General features: G+C 70.9%; 22 protein-coding genes. 2 read left to right on the top strand and 20 right to left on the bottom strand.

The window, feature by feature from the left end; all coding sequences use genetic code 11:
- Positions 1-77: 77 nt before the first annotated feature.
- From ATL45_RS16115 to ATL45_RS16030, 18 genes are all read right to left on the bottom strand, one after another.
- Positions 78-668: a TlpA family protein disulfide reductase gene (locus ATL45_RS16115; RefSeq protein WP_170210255.1), complete on the bottom strand. Its 591-nt coding sequence runs from the start codon at positions 666-668 to the stop codon at positions 78-80.
- Positions 665-1270 carry a histidine phosphatase family protein gene (locus ATL45_RS16110; RefSeq protein ID WP_093147141.1) on the bottom strand — a complete coding sequence of 202 codons (606 nt, stop codon included), beginning with the start codon at positions 1268-1270 and terminating at the stop codon, positions 665-667. The genes ATL45_RS16115 and ATL45_RS16110 overlap by 4 nt, the downstream gene beginning before the upstream one ends.
- A 149-nt stretch (positions 1271-1419) precedes the next feature.
- Positions 1420-2691, bottom strand: coding sequence for a glutamate-1-semialdehyde 2,1-aminomutase (gene hemL / locus ATL45_RS16105; protein WP_439332495.1), 1272 nt, complete (start codon positions 2689-2691; stop codon positions 1420-1422).
- Positions 2692-2800: 109 nt separating this feature from the next.
- Positions 2801-3139, bottom strand: a complete 339-nt coding sequence (locus ATL45_RS16100) for a hypothetical protein (RefSeq protein WP_093145704.1) — start codon at positions 3137-3139, stop codon at positions 2801-2803.
- A 225-nt stretch (positions 3140-3364) separates the two neighbouring features.
- Positions 3365-3799: a transport-regulating membrane protein Mce1N gene (gene mce1N, locus ATL45_RS16095; RefSeq protein WP_093145703.1), complete on the bottom strand. Its 435-nt coding sequence runs from the start codon at positions 3797-3799 to the stop codon at positions 3365-3367.
- Positions 3796-4212 carry a hypothetical protein gene (locus tag ATL45_RS16090; RefSeq protein WP_093145702.1) on the bottom strand — a complete coding sequence of 139 codons (417 nt, stop codon included), beginning with the start codon at positions 4210-4212 and terminating at the stop codon, positions 3796-3798. The genes mce1N and ATL45_RS16090 overlap by 4 nt, the downstream gene beginning before the upstream one ends.
- The gene (locus ATL45_RS16085; protein WP_246025378.1) at positions 4212-4889 is read right to left on the bottom strand and encodes a proline-rich domain-containing protein; all 678 of its coding nucleotides are present in this window, start codon (positions 4887-4889) and stop codon (positions 4212-4214) included. The genes ATL45_RS16090 and ATL45_RS16085 overlap by 1 nt, the downstream gene beginning before the upstream one ends.
- Positions 4890-4940: 51 nt before the next feature.
- On the bottom strand, positions 4941-5558 hold the full coding sequence (locus ATL45_RS39335) for a hypothetical protein (RefSeq protein ID WP_093145701.1): 618 nt from the start codon (positions 5556-5558) through the stop codon (positions 4941-4943).
- Positions 5559-5626: 68 nt separating this feature from the next.
- The gene (locus ATL45_RS16075; protein WP_093145700.1) at positions 5627-6106 is read right to left on the bottom strand and encodes a hypothetical protein; all 480 of its coding nucleotides are present in this window, start codon (positions 6104-6106) and stop codon (positions 5627-5629) included.
- A 39-nt stretch (positions 6107-6145) separates the two neighbouring features.
- A complete protein-coding gene (locus ATL45_RS16070; protein WP_121505351.1) occupies positions 6146-6718 on the bottom strand; it encodes a hypothetical protein in 573 nt (190 codons plus the stop codon).
- Entirely contained in the window at positions 6715-7698 is a 984-nt protein-coding gene (gene hemB, locus ATL45_RS16065) for a porphobilinogen synthase (protein WP_093145698.1), read from the bottom strand. Before hemB ends, ATL45_RS16070 begins: the two co-directional genes overlap by 4 nt.
- Positions 7699-7827: 129 nt before the next feature.
- Positions 7828-7974: a MerR family transcriptional regulator gene (locus ATL45_RS16060; RefSeq protein ID WP_246025377.1), complete on the bottom strand. Its 147-nt coding sequence runs from the start codon at positions 7972-7974 to the stop codon at positions 7828-7830.
- 51 nt (positions 7975-8025) lie between these two features.
- Entirely contained in the window at positions 8026-8688 is a 663-nt protein-coding gene (locus ATL45_RS16055) for a DedA family protein (RefSeq protein WP_093147138.1), read from the bottom strand.
- Positions 8689-9122: 434 nt separating this feature from the next.
- Positions 9123-10655 carry a bifunctional uroporphyrinogen-III C-methyltransferase/uroporphyrinogen-III synthase gene (locus tag ATL45_RS16050; protein ID WP_093145696.1) on the bottom strand — a complete coding sequence of 511 codons (1533 nt, stop codon included), beginning with the start codon at positions 10653-10655 and terminating at the stop codon, positions 9123-9125.
- Positions 10656-10669: 14 nt separating this feature from the next.
- On the bottom strand, positions 10670-11608 hold the full coding sequence (gene hemC, locus ATL45_RS16045) for a hydroxymethylbilane synthase (protein ID WP_093145695.1): 939 nt from the start codon (positions 11606-11608) through the stop codon (positions 10670-10672).
- Entirely contained in the window at positions 11605-12990 is a 1386-nt protein-coding gene (locus ATL45_RS16040) for a glutamyl-tRNA reductase (RefSeq protein ID WP_093145694.1), read from the bottom strand. The genes hemC and ATL45_RS16040 overlap by 4 nt, the downstream gene beginning before the upstream one ends.
- Entirely contained in the window at positions 12987-13814 is an 828-nt protein-coding gene (locus ATL45_RS16035; RefSeq protein ID WP_093145693.1) for a redox-sensing transcriptional repressor Rex, read from the bottom strand. Before ATL45_RS16035 ends, ATL45_RS16040 begins: the two co-directional genes overlap by 4 nt.
- 356 nt (positions 13815-14170) lie before the next feature.
- On the bottom strand, positions 14171-14407 hold the full coding sequence (locus ATL45_RS16030; protein ID WP_093145692.1) for a glutaredoxin family protein: 237 nt from the start codon (positions 14405-14407) through the stop codon (positions 14171-14173).
- Positions 14408-14799: 392 nt separating this feature from the next.
- On the opposite strand from ATL45_RS16030, the gene ATL45_RS16025 reads away from it, so the two are divergent.
- Together ATL45_RS16025 and ATL45_RS16020 are read left to right on the top strand one after the other, a co-directional pair.
- Positions 14800-15426, top strand: a complete 627-nt coding sequence (locus tag ATL45_RS16025; protein WP_093145691.1) for a sigma-70 family RNA polymerase sigma factor — start codon at positions 14800-14802, stop codon at positions 15424-15426.
- A gap of 188 nt (positions 15427-15614) precedes the next feature.
- Positions 15615-16490, top strand: coding sequence for an HAD family hydrolase (locus tag ATL45_RS16020; protein ID WP_439332494.1), 876 nt, complete (start codon positions 15615-15617; stop codon positions 16488-16490).
- Between the two features lie 191 nt (positions 16491-16681).
- Here the strand turns inward: ATL45_RS16020 and ATL45_RS16015 are convergent, their stop codons facing one another.
- Together ATL45_RS16015 and ATL45_RS16010 are read right to left on the bottom strand one after the other, a co-directional pair.
- Positions 16682-17089, bottom strand: a complete 408-nt coding sequence (locus ATL45_RS16015) for a VOC family protein (RefSeq protein ID WP_093145690.1) — start codon at positions 17087-17089, stop codon at positions 16682-16684.
- 166 nt (positions 17090-17255) lie between these two features.
- Positions 17256-17837, bottom strand: coding sequence for an HdeD family acid-resistance protein (locus ATL45_RS16010; protein WP_093145689.1), 582 nt, complete (start codon positions 17835-17837; stop codon positions 17256-17258).
- Between the last annotated feature and the right edge of the window lie 19 nt (positions 17838-17856).

The following is a 17856-nucleotide window of genomic DNA, read 5'->3' as shown; positions in this document are numbered from 1 at the left end:
CTGCGCGTCGGGATGCACGGTCCCACCGCACCCCACCCGTCACGGAGCGAGGTGCGGAGCGGAGCCGGGAGACGCGATCACGCCGGTTCGGCGGCGACCTTCTCGACCTCGGGGAGCAGCTCGCTCTCCAGCATCGCCGTCAGGAAGACCGCGGCCACGCGGTGCTGGCGGTCCAGCACGATCGTCGCCGGGACGGTGCTGCGCGGGAACTGGCGCAGCGCGAGCAGCGAACGGCCGGACGGGTCGTAGATCGACGGGTAGGTCAGGCCGCGGTCGCGGTGGAAGTCCACCGCCGCCGTCCGGCTGTCCCGCACGTTGATCCCGAGCACCTGCACGCCCTTGGGCCCGGCCTTGTCCTGCACGGCCTGCAGGTCGTCGGCCTCCGCGCGGCACGGCCCGCACCAGGAGCCCCAGATGTTGAGCACCACGACCTGGCCCTTGTAGTCGTCCAGGCCGAGCTGCTTGCCCTCCTCCAGCAGGCTCTCGCCGGACATCCCGGAGACCCGGCCGCGCTCGTCCGGCGCGTAGAAGAGCCGGGTCTGCCCGCCGGGCGAGACGAAGGTGAACTCACCGCCGGTCGCCACCGCGTCGTCGCCCTGGGTCGCGCAGCCGCCGACCAGCGCCAACGTCGCGGCCACCAGGCCCAGGCGTACCAACAGCTTCTTCATGCCCCTGTCACCTTCGGATCGGTTGCGCCCGCCGGTTCCACGTAGGCGACGCGCACCAGCTCCTCGCCGCGGAACACCAGGCTGGTCAGCGACGCCAGCGAGCACTGGCGCCGACGAGGGTCGTGCCACATCGGCTTGCCCTCCAGGAACCGGCGCAGCGTCCAGATCGGCAGCTGGTGCGACACGCACACCGCCTCGTGACCGGCTGCGGCCGCACGGGCGCGCTGGGCGGCGCCGAGCATGCGGTGCGCGATCTGCAGGTACGGCTCGCCCCAGGACGGCCGCAGCGGGTTCCAGAGCTTCGGCCAGTGCTTCGGCGAGCTCAGCGCGCCGTCGCCGACCGACACCTTCAGCCCCTCGAAGCGGTTCTCGGACTCGATCAGCCGCTCGTCGGTGGCCACGTCGACCTGGAAGGTCGCGCCGATCGGCTCGGCGGTCTGCTGCGCCCGCTGCAGCGGCGAGGCGACCACGTGGACGACGTCGCGCCCGGCCAGGAACTCGGCGACGAGCTTCGCCTGCTGCTCACCGCGGTCCGACAGGCGGTAGCCGGGCAACCGGCCGTAGAGGATGCCCTCCGGGTTGTGCACCTCGCCGTGGCGCATGAAGTGCACGACAGTCTGTTCCGCCCCTCCGCGATTCACAGTGGTGGTTGCCTCCGGCTCGATCTCGCGTTTCGCGGCTTCCCGTGGCTGGTTTGCGTCACGTTCCCCTGAGGTGCGGTTGCTCAGGGCTCGGGTTGGCTCAGGGTTGCTCATTCCGTCGCCTCCGCGGCAGCGCGAGCGGCGTGCGGGACCGCTTCGGCGATCGTCTCGAACGCCGCTTCGTCCATCGCCGCGTTCACGAACCACGACTCGAACGCGCTCGGCGGGGCGTAAACGCCGCGGTCGAGCAGCGCGTGGAAGAACGGCGGGAACCGCCAGGTCTGCTGGGCCTGCGCCTGCTCGTAGTCGTGCACCGGCGTCTCGCTGAAGAAGACGCTGACCATGTTGGCCGCGTAAGCGATCTGGTGCGGCACGCCGGCCTCGGTCAGCGCCGAGCCGAGCAGGTCGCCGAGCCGCTTGCTGTTGCGGTCCAGCGCCGCGTAGACCTCGGCGTCGGCGGCCCGCAGGTTCGCCAGCCCCGCGGCCACCGCGACCGGGTTCCCGGACAGCGTGCCCGCCTGGTACACCGGCCCGGACGGGGCGAGCCGCGCCATCACGTCGGCCCGGCCGCCGAAGGCCGCCGCGGGCAGCCCGCCGGACATCACCTTGCCGAAGGTGTAGAGGTCACCGGCCACGCCGTCGACGCCGAACCAACCGGCGCGGGAGACGCGGAAACCGGTCATCACCTCGTCCATGATCAGCAGCGCGTCGGCCGCGCGGGTGATCTCGCGCAGGCCCTGGTTGAAGCCCGGCAGCGGCGCGACGGCGCCCATGTTGCCCGCCGCGGCCTCGGTGATCACGCAGGCGATCTCATCGCCCTGCTCGGCGAAGACCTGCCGCACGGCTTCGAGGTCGTTGTAGGGCAGCACGATGGTGTCGGCGGCCTGCGCGCCGGTGACGCCCGGCGAGGTCGGCAGCCCCAGCGTCGCCAGCCCGGATCCGGCGCTGGCCAGCAGCGCGTCGACGTGCCCGTGGTAGCAGCCGGCGAACTTGACGATCTTCCGGCGGCCGGTGAACCCGCGGGCCAGCCGGACGGCGCTCATCGTCGCCTCGGTGCCCGAGTTGACCAGCCGGACCTGCTCGACGGGCTCGACGCGGTCGATGATCTCCTGCGCGAGGTCGATCTCGCCTTCGCCGGGGGTGCCGAAGGACAGGCCGTGCGAAGCGGCCTCCTGCACCGCGCGGACCACGTCGGGGTGCGCGTGCCCGTTGATCATCGGCCCCCACGAGGACACCAGGTCCACGTAGCGGTTGCCGTCGGCGTCCCAGAGGTGGGCGCCTTCGCCGCGAACCATGAACCGGGGAGTGCCGCCGACCGAGTGGAAGGCGCGGACCGGCGAGTTGACGCCGCCGGGCGTCACCGCCTGCGCGCGGTCGAACAGCTGCCGCGACCGCGGAGCCGGATCGTGATTCGGATTCGATGCGGGGTTCGCAGAAGCTGTCACGCCTCCCAGTCTGACAGGCGCGGCTCGGTGACCGGGCGCACCCCGACTACCGGCGGCGAGCGCGCACGGCCAGCGCCACCTGCCGGATCGCGTCCAGCAGCAGCAGACCGCCGAGGGTCATCGCGCCCAGCGCGGAAGCCTGCCAGCTCCCGACCGAGCGGGTCACCACGTCGATCGCGCCCTGCGGCCCGGGCAGGTGGATCGGCACGGTGCCCTGCTGCCAGGCCCACCAACCGGCCACCACCAGCGCCACGACCAGGACCAGCTCGATCCCGGCCACGGCGGCCCGCCAGGGCTTGTGCACGACGCCCCGCGGCTCGGCGCGTTCGAGCTCCTCGGCGCTGAACTTCGGCCCGTCCGCAGGCCACGGTTCCGGAGTGGTCACGCGCAGAAGCGTCTCATGACCCACCGCACACACCACACCGCTCCCCACGCGCGGGACGCGATTTCAATGGAAATCACATCTCCAATTTCAATGAAAATTGCACGTAGTCGGCGTGTCAGGACCCGACACGCCGACGCGTGCGGACGGGCTTCCGCGATTTCAATGGAAATCAGACGTCTGATTTCCATTGAAATCGCGAACGACGCCGGAGGGCCAGCGGGACGGCTAGCGCTCCACGAGCTCGGTCAGGGCGGCCGAGAGGGCTGCCGGGTCCTTCGCCCAGGCCAGGACGACCTTGTCGCCGTCGATCCGGATCGGCACCTCGCCCGTCCCCTTCGGGACCGTCCAGGCACCGCCGAGCACCCGCGCGCCCACCGGCGCGCCCACGTCGGTCACCGCCGAGATGCGGCTGACCTCGATCTCCTCGCGCCCGAGCGCGAGCTCGACCGGTGTCAGCCGCACCGAGACCAGGCGGCGCCTGCCCTGCACCCAGACCGCCGCCGCGACGGCGAGCAGCCCGCCGGTCAGCGACCACATCCACGGGCTCACCGGGCCGGGCGTCAGCGCCTCGACGCCGAAGCCCAGCAGGGCGAACGCCGGCCCCCAGAGCACCGGCCACCAGCTGCTACCCGGTTCGGAGTACAACACCGGTTCGCTCATCGCTCACCCGTCAGCCATTCCGTGCTCTGCGCCCGCCACAACAACACCGCAGCCGTTCCCCCCAGGACGAGCAGGATCGTGTGCACGCTGAACACCGCGCCCGATCCCAGCACCAGCACCAGGTGCAGCAGCGCGAACGCGGACAACCCGATCCGCGCCCACGAATGCCGCTTGAAGAGCGCCACCCCGAACCCCAGATAAGCCGCCGCGAGCACGACGGCGATCCCGGTGTTGGCCAGGATCATCTGCTGCGCGCGACCGGCCGCATCGGCCGGTGCCAACTGCTGCTGCACGGCCAGCTGCTGCACGAGCTCGGCGCGGCCGGACCACATCAGCCCGGCTTGCAGCAGCAGGAGGATCGCCACCGTCCACCACAGGACGATGGCGTAGCGCAGCGGTCGAGGTGCGGCCATCAGTACGAACGGCGAGCCGCGTTGAAGTACCAGTTCGACGGCTGCAGGAACACCAGCGTGATGAACGCGCCCATGGACAGCAGCCCGAGCCCGGCCTGGACGTAGACCATCACGTAGTACGACGCCGGCAGCACGAAGTCCGGCACGTCGGCGGACATCGTCGTGGTGCTGCCGCCCTGGATCAGGCTGATGATGCTGCTGAGCAGCCAGATCGAGGCGAAGACGGTGAGCGTGATGCGCGCCCAGTTCCGCCCGGCCCGCATCTTGAAGCCGAACAGGATCCACAGCGCGGTCAGGATCAGGTAGATCACCGTCACGAAGATGAAGGTGAACAGCATGACCCCGTTGATGATCGAGGACATCCCGGACTGGAACTCGGCGGGCATGTCGGGATCGGTCGCGCTGGTGAGGGCGTCGTTCAGCGCGCCCTGCACCATCATGTAGCTCACCACGGACAGGACCGTCACGAGCAGCGGCATCGCGATGGCGATCCAGAACGCGATCTCCACGGTGATCGGACGCGGGACCTGGTTCATCTCCTGCGCGGGCACCGGCGGCGCCGCGTAGGGGTTCTGCTGCGGGTACCCGCCCTGCGGGTACTGCTGCGGGAAGCCGCCGGACGGCGTACCGCCCGGCTGGTACCCGCCCTGCTGCCAAGGATTTTGCGGTGAAGTCACCGGCAAACAGTATGAAGCGGACTCACGTGCTGTCCACTTGGTTGAGCGAACTCACCGAACCGACATCGCTTTGAAATAGGCGTTCGCCTGTTTGCCGAACACCAGCACCAGGAAGACGACCGGGACGACCAGGGACACCAGCAGGTCGGCGATGTACAGGAAGAGGATCGGGTTGCTGGTGATGATGCCGAAATCGCCGCCGAGGCTCAGCACGAACGTCACGGCCGCGTAGAGGGTGTGGGCCAGCCAGAGCCCGGCGAGCACCACGAGCGTGATCCGCGCCGAATTGCGCCCCCGCCGCAGGCCGCCGCCGAACACCACCCAGAGCACCGCGCACACCACCGCGCCGAGCATCAGCACGCCGTTGATCAGGATCGGCAGCACCGCCAACCCGTAGTCGAGGATCGTCATCGTGGTGATCACGAACCCGACGATGCCGATCAGCGCGGAGATCGGCGCCCACACCGCACCGAGCCAGCTGGCGAGGGCGACCGAGCCGGGCGGCTTCCCCGGCACCGCGACGTGCTGCTGCGGGTAGCCGAACTGCTGCGGCTGGCCGGGCTGCTGAGGATGCCCGAACTGCTGGGGCGGCTGACCGGGCAACGGCTGCTGCTGCGGTGCGAACTGCTGGTTCGGCCCCTGCGGCCAGGGGTTCTGCGGCGATGTCACGAGTGGACAGTAGATCGGTGATCGCCCCCGGTCCACCGGTTCCGGAAAGCCGGGAGCAGTCGCACCGCTCAGCGCCGGAAGTACTCGTTCGACGGCGTGAGGTAGGCGAGCACGATGGTCGCCGCGACGGTCAGCACCTGCAGCACCGCCAGCAGGGCCGCGGCGGCACCGCCGACCGAACCGCCGGTCACCGACGGCAGCGTCAGCAGGATCCACACCGCGCCCACCGCGGTGACCACGATCCGCGCCCAGTTCCGGCCCTTGCGCAGGAAGAACAGGAACATGATCCACAGCGCCGCGATGACCGCCACGATCGCGGTGACCAGCACCAGCACCCCGGTGTAGACGGCGCGCGCCTGCTCCGGGCTGAGCAGCTGGCCCTGCGCCGCGGACTCCTCGATCACCACCTGGAGCTCGGCGTCGGACACCATCAGGAACGAGGTGACGAGGATCGCGAACCCCACCACCACGGCGGCGATGCCAGCCCAGAACGCGCCGTCGACCGTGCCCGGCCGCGGCGCCGCGGAGTCCTGCTCCTGCGAGGTCACCTGCCCAGGTTAGGAATCATCCGGGCAGGCGACAATTCGTCAGCGGCGCAACTTGGCGAGCCGGAAGCGCTCGCCCGCCTCGCGGATGAACCGGTTGGCGTCCGGCCGGAACATGAACACGATCGCGGCCACTTCCACAGCTGCCACGACCAGCGCGAACAGCACCTCGACCCAGGTGATGGCGACGCCGGTGAGCTCGTGGACCAGCGCCGTGCCGAAGGCGGCCACGGTCAGCACCGTGATGAACGCGTTGAACACCCCGAAGCCGCCGAACACGGTCAGCACGATCCGCGACCAGTTCCGCCCCTCCAGCATCCGCCGGGTGAGCATCACGTACACCATCAGGATCAGCGCCTTGAGCAGGAACGCGAACATGATCCCGCTGTTGGCGGCGGAGTCCAGGTCCTGCTGGCTCAGCTCCGGGTTGACCGCGCGCAGCTCGCTGATCAGCCGCGGCCGGTCGGCGAGCTGGATGAAGGCCTGCACGACGCCGATCAGCACCGACCCGATCCACAGCCACCGCGCCACCAGCAGCGACTGCGGTGCCGCCGGCGGCTCCGGTGCGGGCACCGGACGGCCGAACGCGTCGACTTGCTGCCCCGGTCCGGTCATGCGCGGGTGCTCCGCAGCCACTGCGCGGCCTCGGCGGCCCAGTAGGTGAGGACGATGTCCGCGCCCGCGCGCCGGATCGAGGTCAGCGACTCCAGCACGGTCCGCTGCCGGTCCAGCCACCCGTTGGCCGCGGCGGCCTCGATCATCGAGTACTCGCCGGACACCTGGTAGGCGGCCACCGGCACGTCGGCCACGCCCGCGATGTCGCGCAGCACGTCGAGGTAGGACATGGCGGGCTTGACCATCACCATGTCGGCGCCCTCGGCCAGGTCCAGGTCGGCTTCGCGCAGCGCTTCGCGGCCGTTGGCCGGGTCCTGCTGGTAGGTGTTGCGGTCGCCCTTGAGCTGCGAGTCCACCGCTTCGCGGAACGGGCCGAAGAAGGCGGAGGCGTACTTCGCCGAGTAGGCCAGGATCGAGGTGTCGGCGAAGCCGGTCGCGTCGAGCGAGTCGCGGATCACGCCGACCTGCCCGTCCATCATCCCGCTGGGCCCGACCACGTGCGCCCCGGACTGGGCCTGCACGACGGCCATCTCGCCGTAGATCTGCAGCGTCCGGTCGTTGTCGACGTTGCCGTCCTCGTCCAGCACGCCGCAGTGCCCGTGGTCGGTGAACTCGTCCAGGCACAGGTCGGCCATCAGCACGGTGTCGTCGCCGAGCTCGGAGTGCAGGTCGCGCAGCGCGACGTTGAGGATCCCGTCCGGATCGACCGCCCCGGAACCCTCGGCGTCGTGCTCGGCGGGCACGCCGAAGAGCATCAAACCGCCGACACCGGCGCTGACGGCGTCAACGGCGGCCTTGCGCAGCGAATCTCGGGTGTGCTGCACCACGCCCGGCATCGAAGCGATCGGCAACGGCTCGTCGATGCCTTCCCGGACGAACATCGGCAGCACCAGGTGCCGAGGTTCGACGGAGGTCTCGGAGACGAGGCGACGCAGGGCCGGATTGCGGCGAAGCCGACGCGGACGGTGCGAGGGATACATCCAGCAGCTCCCCAAGCAGCTCGACAGGGGTAACAACCCCGAGCGTAACCACCCCGACGAACCGGACGCCGAAGGGTCAACCCGAGAACCGCCCGCCCCTGCTCCCGGCGAGGAGCCGGGCGGAGGCGCTCATTCGCGCGGGCGTTGCATCTGACGCACGACGTCATCCCACAGCCAGCGGTGATGACCGGTCGGCAGCGTCAACGACGGCTCCAGCAGACCCTCGCGCACGTACCGGGCCAGCGTGCTCGGCGTGATGCCCAGCCGCTTCGCCACCTCCGTTCCGCGCGAAATCGCCCTTCCCAGCACCCTGACCGCCGGGCTCGGCTAGAGCCGTTCGGGAACCTCGGCGAGTTCGGCGTGCTGGGCAGTGCTCACGGGGTTCCGGGCAGCGATCACGCGGCGGCGGATGTGGCGGACTGCGCCGCTGAGCAGCATCAGCACGGTGGCCAGGCCGAGGCCGAACAGCAGGCCCTTGATCGGGTCGGTTCCGAAGGCGGCGCCGCCCAGGTAGCCCATCAGCGACCAGCTGGTCGCCCACAGCGCGGCCGCCGCCGTGTCGAACAGGGCGAACGACCTGAGCGGGTAGCCGACGCCGCCCATGGTGATCGTGGTCGCGGTCCGGACTCCCGGCACCCACCGCGAGGCGAGCAGGGCCTGTCCGCCTCGCTCTGCGAGCGTGGCCGATGCCCAGTCGAAGGCAGCCCGGCTTCGGGGGCGTCGCCGGATGCGCGCCTGTAGCCGGCCGATCGAGCTGCGCCCGATCAGATAGGCCACGTGATCACCGGCGAACGCGCCAGCGGCTCCGGCCAGCACGATCGCGAACAGGTTCAGGTCGCCGGATCCCACGAAAACGGCTGCGGTGACCAGGGAAGCCTCCCCGGGGATCACCGGGATGAAACCGTCCAGCGCCGCCAGCACGAACAGCGCGAGGTAAACCCACGGCGAAGCCATGGCCTGCTGGAGCAGGCCCAGGGCAGCGTCTGTCACGTAATCCGTCCTCGCCGGTCTCATGCCCGCCGCCCGCGTGGGCGGCAGCAGCTTCGGGTCGTCCTCCGCACCTTCTCCGAAGACGGCCGGCGCGGACATCAGGGACCGCACCGAGGCGCGCCCTGACTCCGGGTCGGGGACAAGCCTCCCCCAGCACGCACGTCGCGCGGGCGATTTCGCGCGAAATCGTCCTCATCCACGCAGCTACGTGCCGGTTTCGCGCGAAATCGCCCTTTCCCGAGCAAGCCGCGGCCATCGCCCAGCTGGTGTCGAAGCGATTCCGCGCAGGCCGACACCTCGGCGCGAGTTCAGAACCCGTGAGTGTTTTGGGCTGCTATAGCCACACAAAACACTCACAGCCCCACCCACCCGACCGGCGGCTGAAACGCCGAAGGGCGCCTCCGAGCAGGTCGGAGGCGCCCTTCGGCGTTGCGTCAGCTGCGGCGAGCGCGCTTGGCCTTGCGCGGGGGCGGCAGGGCGCCTTCCGCGCGGAGGCGGGCCGCGTGCTCGGCCAGGGCGTCCACCAGGTCCTCCACGCGGGGGATCTCGGGCTGGACGTCGACCCGCAGGCCGAACTCCTTGGCCGTCTCCGCCGTGTTCGGGCCGATGCAGGCCACCAGCGTCCGGGCGTGCGGCTTGCCCGCGATGCCGACCAGGTTCCGGACCGTCGACGACGAGGTGAAGCACACCGCGTCGAAGCCGCCCGTCTTGATCATCTCGCGGGTGTCGGCGGGCGGCGGCGCGGCGCGGACGGTGCGGTAGGCCGTCACGTCGTCGACCTCCCAGCCGCGCTCGCGCAGACCGGCCGACAGCGTCTCGGTGGCGATGTCCGCGCGCGGCAGCAGCACCCGGTCGACCGGGTCCAGGATGTCGTCGTGCGGCGGGAAGTCCTGCAGCAGGCCTTCGCTGGACTGGTCACCGGAGGGCAGCAGCTCCGGGATGATCCCGAAGTCGCGGACCCGCTCCGCGGTGGCCTCGCCGACGCAGGCGATCTTCACGCCGGAGAACGCCCGCGCGTCCAGGCCGAACTCGCCGAACTTCTCCCACACGGCCTTCACCGCGTTGGCCGAGGTGAACACCACCCACTGGTAGCGTCCGTCGACCAGGCCCTTGACCGCGCGCTCCATCTGCGCGGGGCTGCGCGGCGGCTCGACCGAGATGGTCGGCACCTCGTGCGAGACGGCACCGTGCGACCACAGGCGATCGCTCATCACGCCTGCCTGCTCCTTGGTGCGCGGCACCAGGACCTTCCAGCCGTACAGGGCCCGCGACTCCCACCAGGAGAGCTTGCTGCGCTCGGACACGACGTCGCCGATGGTCACCACCAGGTGGCCCTGCAGCTCACCGGCGTCCGCGGCCAGCGAGGCCAGCGTCGTGTCGATGGTGCGCTGCTGGACCGTGGTGCCGGAAGCGGTCACCGCGACCGGCGTGGTCGCGGCCCTGCCGTGCTCGACCAGGCGCGAAGCGGCCTCGGCCAGGTGGCTGCCGGTGGTGTGCAGCACCAGCGCTCCGGGCGAGGCGGCCAGGGCGGGCCAGTCCACGTCGCCGCGGACGTCCACCTCGGTGTGCGCGGAGCCGAGCGCGACGCCGGCGTAAGCCGGAACCGCGCTGCCACCGGCGACGCCGGGAACCACGTCGAACGCGACACCGGTCTTGGCGACCTCCTGGACCTCGCGGACCACCGCGTCGGCGGTCAGCGGGTCACCGGCCACCAGGCGCACCACACCGCGCCCGATCGAGGCCTCGTTCGCCAGGTCCTTGGCCACGTCCGCCGGGTCGCCCACGGCCGGGCGCACCTCGGCGCCGTCCGCGGCCAGCCCGACGATGTCGGCGGGTACGTCCGGATCGGTCACCAGCAGGGCGGCACGGGTGATCGCATCCCGGGCCCGAACGGTGAGCAGACCGGCGTCACCGGGACCGGAGCCCACGAACGCAATCCGTCCGGGGGTCTTGCGTGCTCGGGTCATCAGGGCACTCCCCATCAACTACTGCCAGGGCCGCTGAGCAGTGCGGTCCTGGCTTCGATCAGCTGGGCGGCCAGATCGCGGCCCAGCTGGTCAGCGGCGGTCGTCTCACCAGTGGCGGAGGCGCGGACCAGACGGGAATCGTCGGCCGCCACCACCCCGCGCAGGGACAGCCGCAGCGCCACGCGCCCGTCCTCGTCGAGGTCCTCCACCACTTCGGCCAGCGCGCCGACCGGCGCGCTACAGCCCGCTTCGAGCGCGTTCAACATGCCGCGCTCGGCGGCCGCCGCGGCGCGGCTGGCCTGATCGTCCAGAACGGACTGCAGCAGGTGCTCGGTGTCCACGTCGTCGACGCGGCATTCCACTGCGAGCGCGCCCTGAGCGGGCGCGGGCAGCATCTGCAGTGGATCGAGCGTTTCCGTGATCACCTCGAGCCGGCCCACGCGGGCCAGCCCGGCGCGGGCGAGCACGACGGCGTCCAGCTCGCCGTCGGTCACCTTGCGCAGGCGGGTGTCCACATTGCCGCGGATGCTGCGCACCTCCAGCCCCAGGCCCAGGGCCCGGAGCTGACTGGCGCGGCGCGGCGAACCGGTGCCCACGACGGAGCCCGGGGGCAATTCGCCGAGCGTCAGACCGTCCCGTGCCACCAGCGCGTCCCGCGGGTCCTCCCGGACCGGGACTGCGGCCAGCGACAACCGGGGGTCCGGTTCGGTCGGCAGGTCTTTGAAGGAGTGCACGGCGACGTCCACCTCGCCGGTGGCCAGCGCCTCGCGCAGCGCGGAGGTGAACACGCCCACGCCGATCTCGGCGATCGGCGCCATGGAGAGGTCGCCGGGCGTCTTCACGGTGATCAGCTGGGTCGGGTAACCCGCCTGCTCCAGCTGTTCGGCGACCCAGGAGCACTGGGCCACCGCCAGCGCGCTGCCGCGGGTGCCGATGCGGAGGGTCTTGTTCAACGGTCCTCCCCGTCTTGTGCCGCTCGATCGTGCTTGCGGACCTGCGCGACGGTCGTGCCCCCGGGCAGGACCTCGTCGGCCTGCGGGGAACCGAGCACCGCGGTGGTCTGCGGATCGAGTTCGAAGAGTTCTCGGAGCGCGTCGGCGTAACCGGCTCCACCGGGCACCGACGCCAGTTGCTTGACCCGGACCGTGGGAGCGTGCAGCAGCTTGTCCACCACGCGGCGGACGGTGCGCGCCAGCTCGTCGCGGACGCCGCCGTCGAGATCGGGCAGGCGCGAGTCGAGCCGCAGCAGCTCGCTGTCCACCACCTCGGCGGCGCGCTTGCGCAGCGCGGTCACGGTCGGGGTCACTTCCGCCGAGCGCTGCGCGGCGAGGTAGCCGCGCAGTTCCTCGGCGACGATCTGGGCGGCGCGCTCGGACTCGTTGCCGCCCTGCCGCTCGGAGAGCCGCTGCTGCAGGCTCTCCAGGTCGACGACGGTGACACCGGGCAGCTCGGCCACTGCGGCGTCGATGTCGCGGGGCAGCCCGAGGTCGCAGCACAGCAGCGGGCGGCCGTCGCGCTCGGTCAGGGCCGCGGCGACCAGGTCCTCGGTGACCACGGCACCGATCGCGCCGGTGCAGGCCACCACCAGGTCGGCGGCGGCGATCGCGCCGGAGAGGTCGCTGAGGTCCGCGGTGCGCGAGGCGACGCCGTCGGCGCGCAGCGATTCGGCCAGCCGCTCGCCGTTGGCGGGCGTGCGGTTGGCGATCACCACCTCGCCGATGCCGACGCGCTTGAGCTGCGCGGCGGCCAAGCCGCCCATCGAGCCCGCGCCGACGATCAGCGCGCTGCGCCCGGCCAGGCCGTCCAGCGCGACCTCGGCGTCGGCGAGCGCCTCGGAGACCACCGACGCGCCTTCGGCGTCGATACCGGTCTCGCTGTGCACCCGCTTGCCGACGCGCAGCGCCTGCTGGGCGAGCTCGTGCAAGGTCTTGCCGACGGTGCCGCTCTCGTCCGCGGTGCCGTAGGCCTGCCGCAGCTGGCCGAGGATCTGCGCCTCGCCGACGACCATCGAGTCCAGGCCGGCGGCGACCGAGAACAGGTGCTCGACCGCGGCGCCCGCGTAGTAGACGTAGAGGTGGTCGGACAGGTCGCGGAACTCCGCACCGGCGTGCCGGGCCAGCACCGAGCTGACGTCGTCCAGGCCGCCGTGGAAGGTCTCCGCCATCACGTACACCTCGACCCGGTTGCAGGTCGAGATCACGAAGGCCTCGCACACGTGGTCCTGCTGCAGCAGTTCGTCGAGCACCTTGCGGACTTCGTCGCCACTGATCGAGACCCGCTCCAGCACCCGGACCGGGGCGCTGCGGTGGGAAATCCCGACGGTGAGCAGGTTCACAGCCGTTCCACCATCCTGTTCGCCGATTCGACCTCGCCTGGTTCCTGTTCACCGGAGCCCGGCGGCCCGGTGTCCGCGCCGTCCACTTCGGACTGCGCCGCGGCCTCCTGCTGACGCCGGGCCACGTGGAACGACAAGATCTGCATCTCTACCGCCAGGTCGACCTTTCGCACCTCGACGTGCTCGGGAACCTGCAGCACGACGGGCGCGAAGTTCAGGATGCACGTAACGCCACCGGCGACCAAACGGTCGCAGACCTCCTGGGCGCCCTGCACGGGCGTGGCGATCACGCCGATGGTGACCTCGCGGTCCGCGCACACCTCGACGATGTCGTCGATGTGGTTGACCGGGATGCCGCCGACCGGCACGCCGACCAGGTCGGGGTCCAGGTCGAACAGGGCCGACACCGGGAAGCCGCGGCTCGGGAAACCGCCGTAGTTGGCCAGCGCGTGACCGAGGTTGCCGATCCCGACCACCGCGACGCTGTGCTTGCGGGTCAGCCCGAGCGTCCGCTCTATCTGCCCGACCAGCACCGACACCTCGTAGCCGACGCCGCGGGTGCCGTAGGAGCCGATGTAGGAGAGGTCCTTGCGGAGCTTGGCGGAGTTCACACCCGCCGCCACCGCCAGTTCGTCGCTGGAGACCGTGGTGACGTCCTGGTCGGCCAGGACGGACAGGGCTCGCAGGTAGACCGCGAGGCGGGCGACGGCGGCTTCCGGGATCGCGCGGGCCCGCTCCCGGGCCGCGGGCACCTCGACCGACTGCTTGGACTCGGTCCGGGCCTGCCCGTCTCCGTCCTGCACGTCCGCTCCGTGGGCCGTCACGCTGGATCTCCCTCGCCCTGCTGCTCGCTCACCTGTCCACCCGCGCGCTCCGCCGCGGGCGGCCGTCGACTTTCCCGACTTCCTCCGCAGGCGGGGAGCACCGACACCCGACCGGTTCGCACCTCGGCGGCGTCGTCCCGGCGCCGCGGGTGGCACCTGGTCCGCTGATCCGCACCGGCATCCCGGCGGTCGGACCACTGACACCGTAACCACTTGTGAACGCATGCACAAAGTCGCTGCGACCGTCGTGGCCCGGAGACGCGAACCTCCCCCGCCATCATTGCCGATAGCCCCCCGACGTGCCAAAACGCGTGGTCTGGGGCACGTGACGGGCATCGCGCCGGGCAACGGCGCGGTCAGCGCGCCAGCGCGCGGCGGAAGCGCTCCTCCTCGACCCGCCAGAAGCCGTGCTCGACTCCATCGATCAAGATCACCGGGACCCGGTCGCCGTACTCCGCCCGCAGTTCCCCGTCGGCGTCGACGTCCTCCGCCGACCACGCGATGCCGAGCTCAGCGCAGATCCGCCGCACGTCGGAGATCGCGTCGTCGCACGCGTGGCAGCCATCTCGGGTCATCACGGTCACTTGGTGCATACCGCCGCTCCAGGGAGAGATTCGGGCCGGTTTCCGAGGCTCCACGGTACCCAGCCGGCGGTGGCGGACCGCACCTCCAATCCCGCTGGTCAAGTGTCCAAAATCACCCCGCAGAGCGAACCTTCGCGACAGCTGCGAACACGTTGCGTAGTCGAATGATCACCGCGTTGCACTACCTACTTCTGAGTAACAACACGTATGCTGCTGCTCCAACGCCCACGCCCCCGGCGCAACCCAGTTCCCGAACGAGCGACCCCGACACCGCCACGAACGACTGCTCGCTCCGCGACGGAGGCGGGTGTCCGCAGGACACCGCGACATGACGCCGAACCCGGTGCGTGCCTTCCAGCACCAGGACCGGTCCGCCAACGACGGCAGGAGGTCGCAACGAGATGAGCAGCCCGAACGCGCTCGCACCCCCCGCCCCGGAAGTCGCCCGCCGCCGCGTCGAGCCGCCCGCCCCGAGACCGGGGAGCTGGGCCTACGTCAGCGCCGCGCAGCAGGGCGACAACGACGCCTTCGGGCACCTCTACGACGAGTACGCCCAGACCGTCTACCGCTACGTGCTCTTCCGGGTCAGCGACCACTGCCTGGCCGAGGACATCACCAGCGAGACCTTCCTGCGCGCGCTGCGCCGGATCGCCTCGATCAGCTACCAGGGCCGCGACGTGGCCGCCTGGTTCATCACCATCGCCAAGAACCTGATCCTGGACCACATCAAGTCCAGCCGGTACCGGCTGGAGGTCCCCACCGCCGACTGGACCGACAACCTCCCGGCGCAGCGCGCGCACTTCGGCCCCGAGCAGCACGTGCTCACCGAGGCCACCCACCACGAGCTGCTGCGCTGCGTCCGCCAGCTCAACCCCGACCAGCGGGAATGCATCCGGCTGCGATTCCTGCAAGGCCTGTCCGTCACCGAGACCGCGGTCGCGATGCAGCGCAACGAAGGGGCGGTGAAGGCCCTGCAGCACCGCGCGATCCGCCGCCTGGCGCAGCTGCTGCCCGACGACCTCCGCTGAGGGCGTTGCCGCGCCCGCCGGAGGTGCGCAAAGGTGGTTGCCGGGAGGCTCTAAGCTAGGGGCCTGCTGAGCCGGATGGCCCACCGGCGAGAACCAGGAACTTTCGCACGAACGCTCCGGAGGACCCCCAGGGAGGCGCGGCGGTGCCGACACGTCAGGGCTCGGCCGATGGCGCGGACCAGCACGGCCTGCAAGCGCAGGTCGACAGCGCGAAGGTGGCCGGACGCGCCTCGGCCGAGGCGGCCGTGGCCGCCGCTCCCGGCCCGGACGGTTCCCTGGCCACTCCGCCCGACCTGACCGCGGCGGCGTTCTTCGACGTGGACAACACGATGATGATGGGCGCCTCGCTGTTCCACTTCGCCCGCGGGCTGGCCGCCCGCAAGTTCCTCACCGCTACCGATCTGGCCGGGTTCGCCTGGCAGCAGCTGAAGTTCCGGGTCGGCGGCCGGGAGAACCACCAGGACATGCAGGCCAGCCGCGAGCAGGCGCTGTCGTTCGTGGCCGGCCGCAAGGTCTCCGAGCTGGTGGAGCTCAGCGAGGAGATCTACGACGAGCTGATGGCCGACCGGATCTGGGCGGGCACCCGGGCGCTGGCGCAGATGCACCTGGACGCCGGGCAGCGGGTGTGGCTGGTGACCGCGACGCCGGTCGAGCTGGCGCAGATCATCGCGCGCCGCCTCGGCCTGACGGGCGCGCTGGGCACGGTCGCGGAGAGCGTCAACGGCGTCTACACCGGCAAGCTGGTCGGCGAGATGCTGCACGGCCGGGCCAAGGCGCACGCGGTGCGCGCGCTGGCCGCCAGCGAGGGCCTGGACCTGCGCCGCTGCACGGCCTACTCGGACTCGGCCAACGACATCCCGATGCTGTCGGTGGTGGGCACCGCGGTGGCGGTGAACCCGGACCAGCGGCTGCGCGACATCGCCCGCGCCCGGGCCTGGGAGGTCCGCGACTTCCGCACCGGCCGGAAAGCGGCCCGCATCGGCCTGAACTCGATGCTCGGCGCCAGCGCCATCGCGGGAGCGATCGCGGCAGGCCTCGCCTACCGCCGCCGAGACCGCTCCTGAGCCGTGGCCAGCGGTGAGTGGTCCGCAATTTCAATGGAAATCGAAGATCCAATTTCAATGGAAGTTGCACACCACGTCGGCGTGTCCGGACCCCGACACGCCGACACCTCTCGCAATTTCAATTGAAATCAGACGTCCAATTTCCATTGAAATTGCGTGGAGGCGGCGAGCGCGCTCGCCGCAGGAGGCAGTCAGCCTGCGGAAATGTCGACCATCCACGTGATGCCGAAGCGGTCCGTGCACATGCCGAAGACGTCGCCCCACATCTGCTTCTCCAGCGGCACCGCCACCACGCCGTCCGCCGAGAGCTTCGCCCAGTAGCCGCGCAGCTCCTCGTCGCTGTCACCGGTGAGGCTCACGGAGATGTTGTTGCCCGGCCGGTGCTCCATGCCCGGCGGGATGTCGGAGGCCATCAGCGTGAAGCCGCTGTCGGTCTCCAGCATCGAGTGCATGATCTTGTCGGCCTCCGGCACGTCGCTGGCACCGGCGTCGCCGTAGGTGCTGACCTGCAGGTTCCCGCCGAAGACCTGCTGGTAGAACTCCATCGCCTGCCGGGCTGTGCCGTCGAAGCTGATGTACGGGTTGAGACGAGAAGACACCGGAATCCCCCTCTGTTCGCATTCACGGCAACTGCAGGCTAGGCGCACCGCGCGGCGGCGGCGCGCTGGGAAGAACCGGGCCGGTGCGGTGGCATCCCCGCCCACCGCACCGGCCCGTCCGCCTGCCGGGCGCACCCCACCCGCTCACACGCCCGGACGGCGGAAGTCAGTCCGCGGCGAAGCGCTTGGACGCGCCGCGGATGCGGAACGCGGTGATGATCTCCACGACGCCGACCACCAGCAGCCAGATGCCGCCGAAGAGCACCAGCAGCGCGACCGAGGCGAGCGGCGACACGATCAGCACGACACCGCCCAGCGCGGTGAGGACGCCGAGGAAGATCCGCCAGCCGCGCGCGGGCATGTCCCGGTCGGCCACCGACGCGGTGATCTCCGTGACGCCGCGGAACAGCCAGCCGATCCCGATCCACAGGCCCAGCAGCAGGATCGACTGCATCTCGCCGCGGAAGCACAGCAACCCGAGCAGGATCGACAGCGCACCGCTGACGAACGCGAGCACCCGGATGGCCACCGATCTGTGCGTGCCGAACGCGGCGACGATCTGCAGCACCCCGCTGACCAGCAGGTAGATGCCGAAGAGCACACCCACCACGACCAGCGTCGCGGCCGGCCACACCAGCGCCAGGACGCCGACCACCAGCGAGCAGATCCCGACCACGAGGATCGACTGCCACGCCATCTTCGCCAGCCGCTGCCCGAGCTCTGCGGGTTCTCCGGGAAAGACGCTCATGACCCATCCTCCGCACGCC

The sequence above is a fragment of the Saccharopolyspora antimicrobica genome (assembly GCF_003635025.1).
GTDB lineage: Bacteria > Actinomycetota > Actinomycetes > Mycobacteriales > Pseudonocardiaceae > Saccharopolyspora > Saccharopolyspora antimicrobica.
Note: the sequence above shows the minus strand (reverse complement) of the source record. Positions and strands in the feature narration are given on the sequence as shown.

Coding starts and splice junctions, on each gene's coding strand:
- ATL45_RS16115 (WP_170210255.1), bottom strand. CDS start 668: ATGAAGAAGCTGTTGGTACGCCTGGGCCTGGTGGCCGCGACGTTGGCG.
- ATL45_RS16110 (WP_093147141.1), bottom strand. CDS start 1,270: ATGCGCCACGGCGAGGTGCACAACCCGGAGGGCATCCTCTACGGCCGG.
- mce1N (WP_093145703.1), bottom strand. CDS start 3,799: ATGAGCGAACCGGTGTTGTACTCCGAACCGGGTAGCAGCTGGTGGCCG.
- ATL45_RS16090 (WP_093145702.1), bottom strand. CDS start 4,212: ATGGCCGCACCTCGACCGCTGCGCTACGCCATCGTCCTGTGGTGGACG.
- ATL45_RS16070 (WP_121505351.1), bottom strand. CDS start 6,718: ATGACCGGACCGGGGCAGCAAGTCGACGCGTTCGGCCGTCCGGTGCCC.
- hemB (WP_093145698.1), bottom strand. CDS start 7,698: ATGTATCCCTCGCACCGTCCGCGTCGGCTTCGCCGCAATCCGGCCCTG.
- ATL45_RS16050 (WP_093145696.1), bottom strand. CDS start 10,655: ATGACCCGAGCACGCAAGACCCCCGGACGGATTGCGTTCGTGGGCTCC.
- ATL45_RS16030 (WP_093145692.1), bottom strand. CDS start 14,407: ATGCACCAAGTGACCGTGATGACCCGAGATGGCTGCCACGCGTGCGAC.
- ATL45_RS16025 (WP_093145691.1), top strand. CDS start 14,800: ATGAGCAGCCCGAACGCGCTCGCACCCCCCGCCCCGGAAGTCGCCCGC.
- ATL45_RS16010 (WP_093145689.1), bottom strand. CDS start 17,837: ATGAGCGTCTTTCCCGGAGAACCCGCAGAGCTCGGGCAGCGGCTGGCG.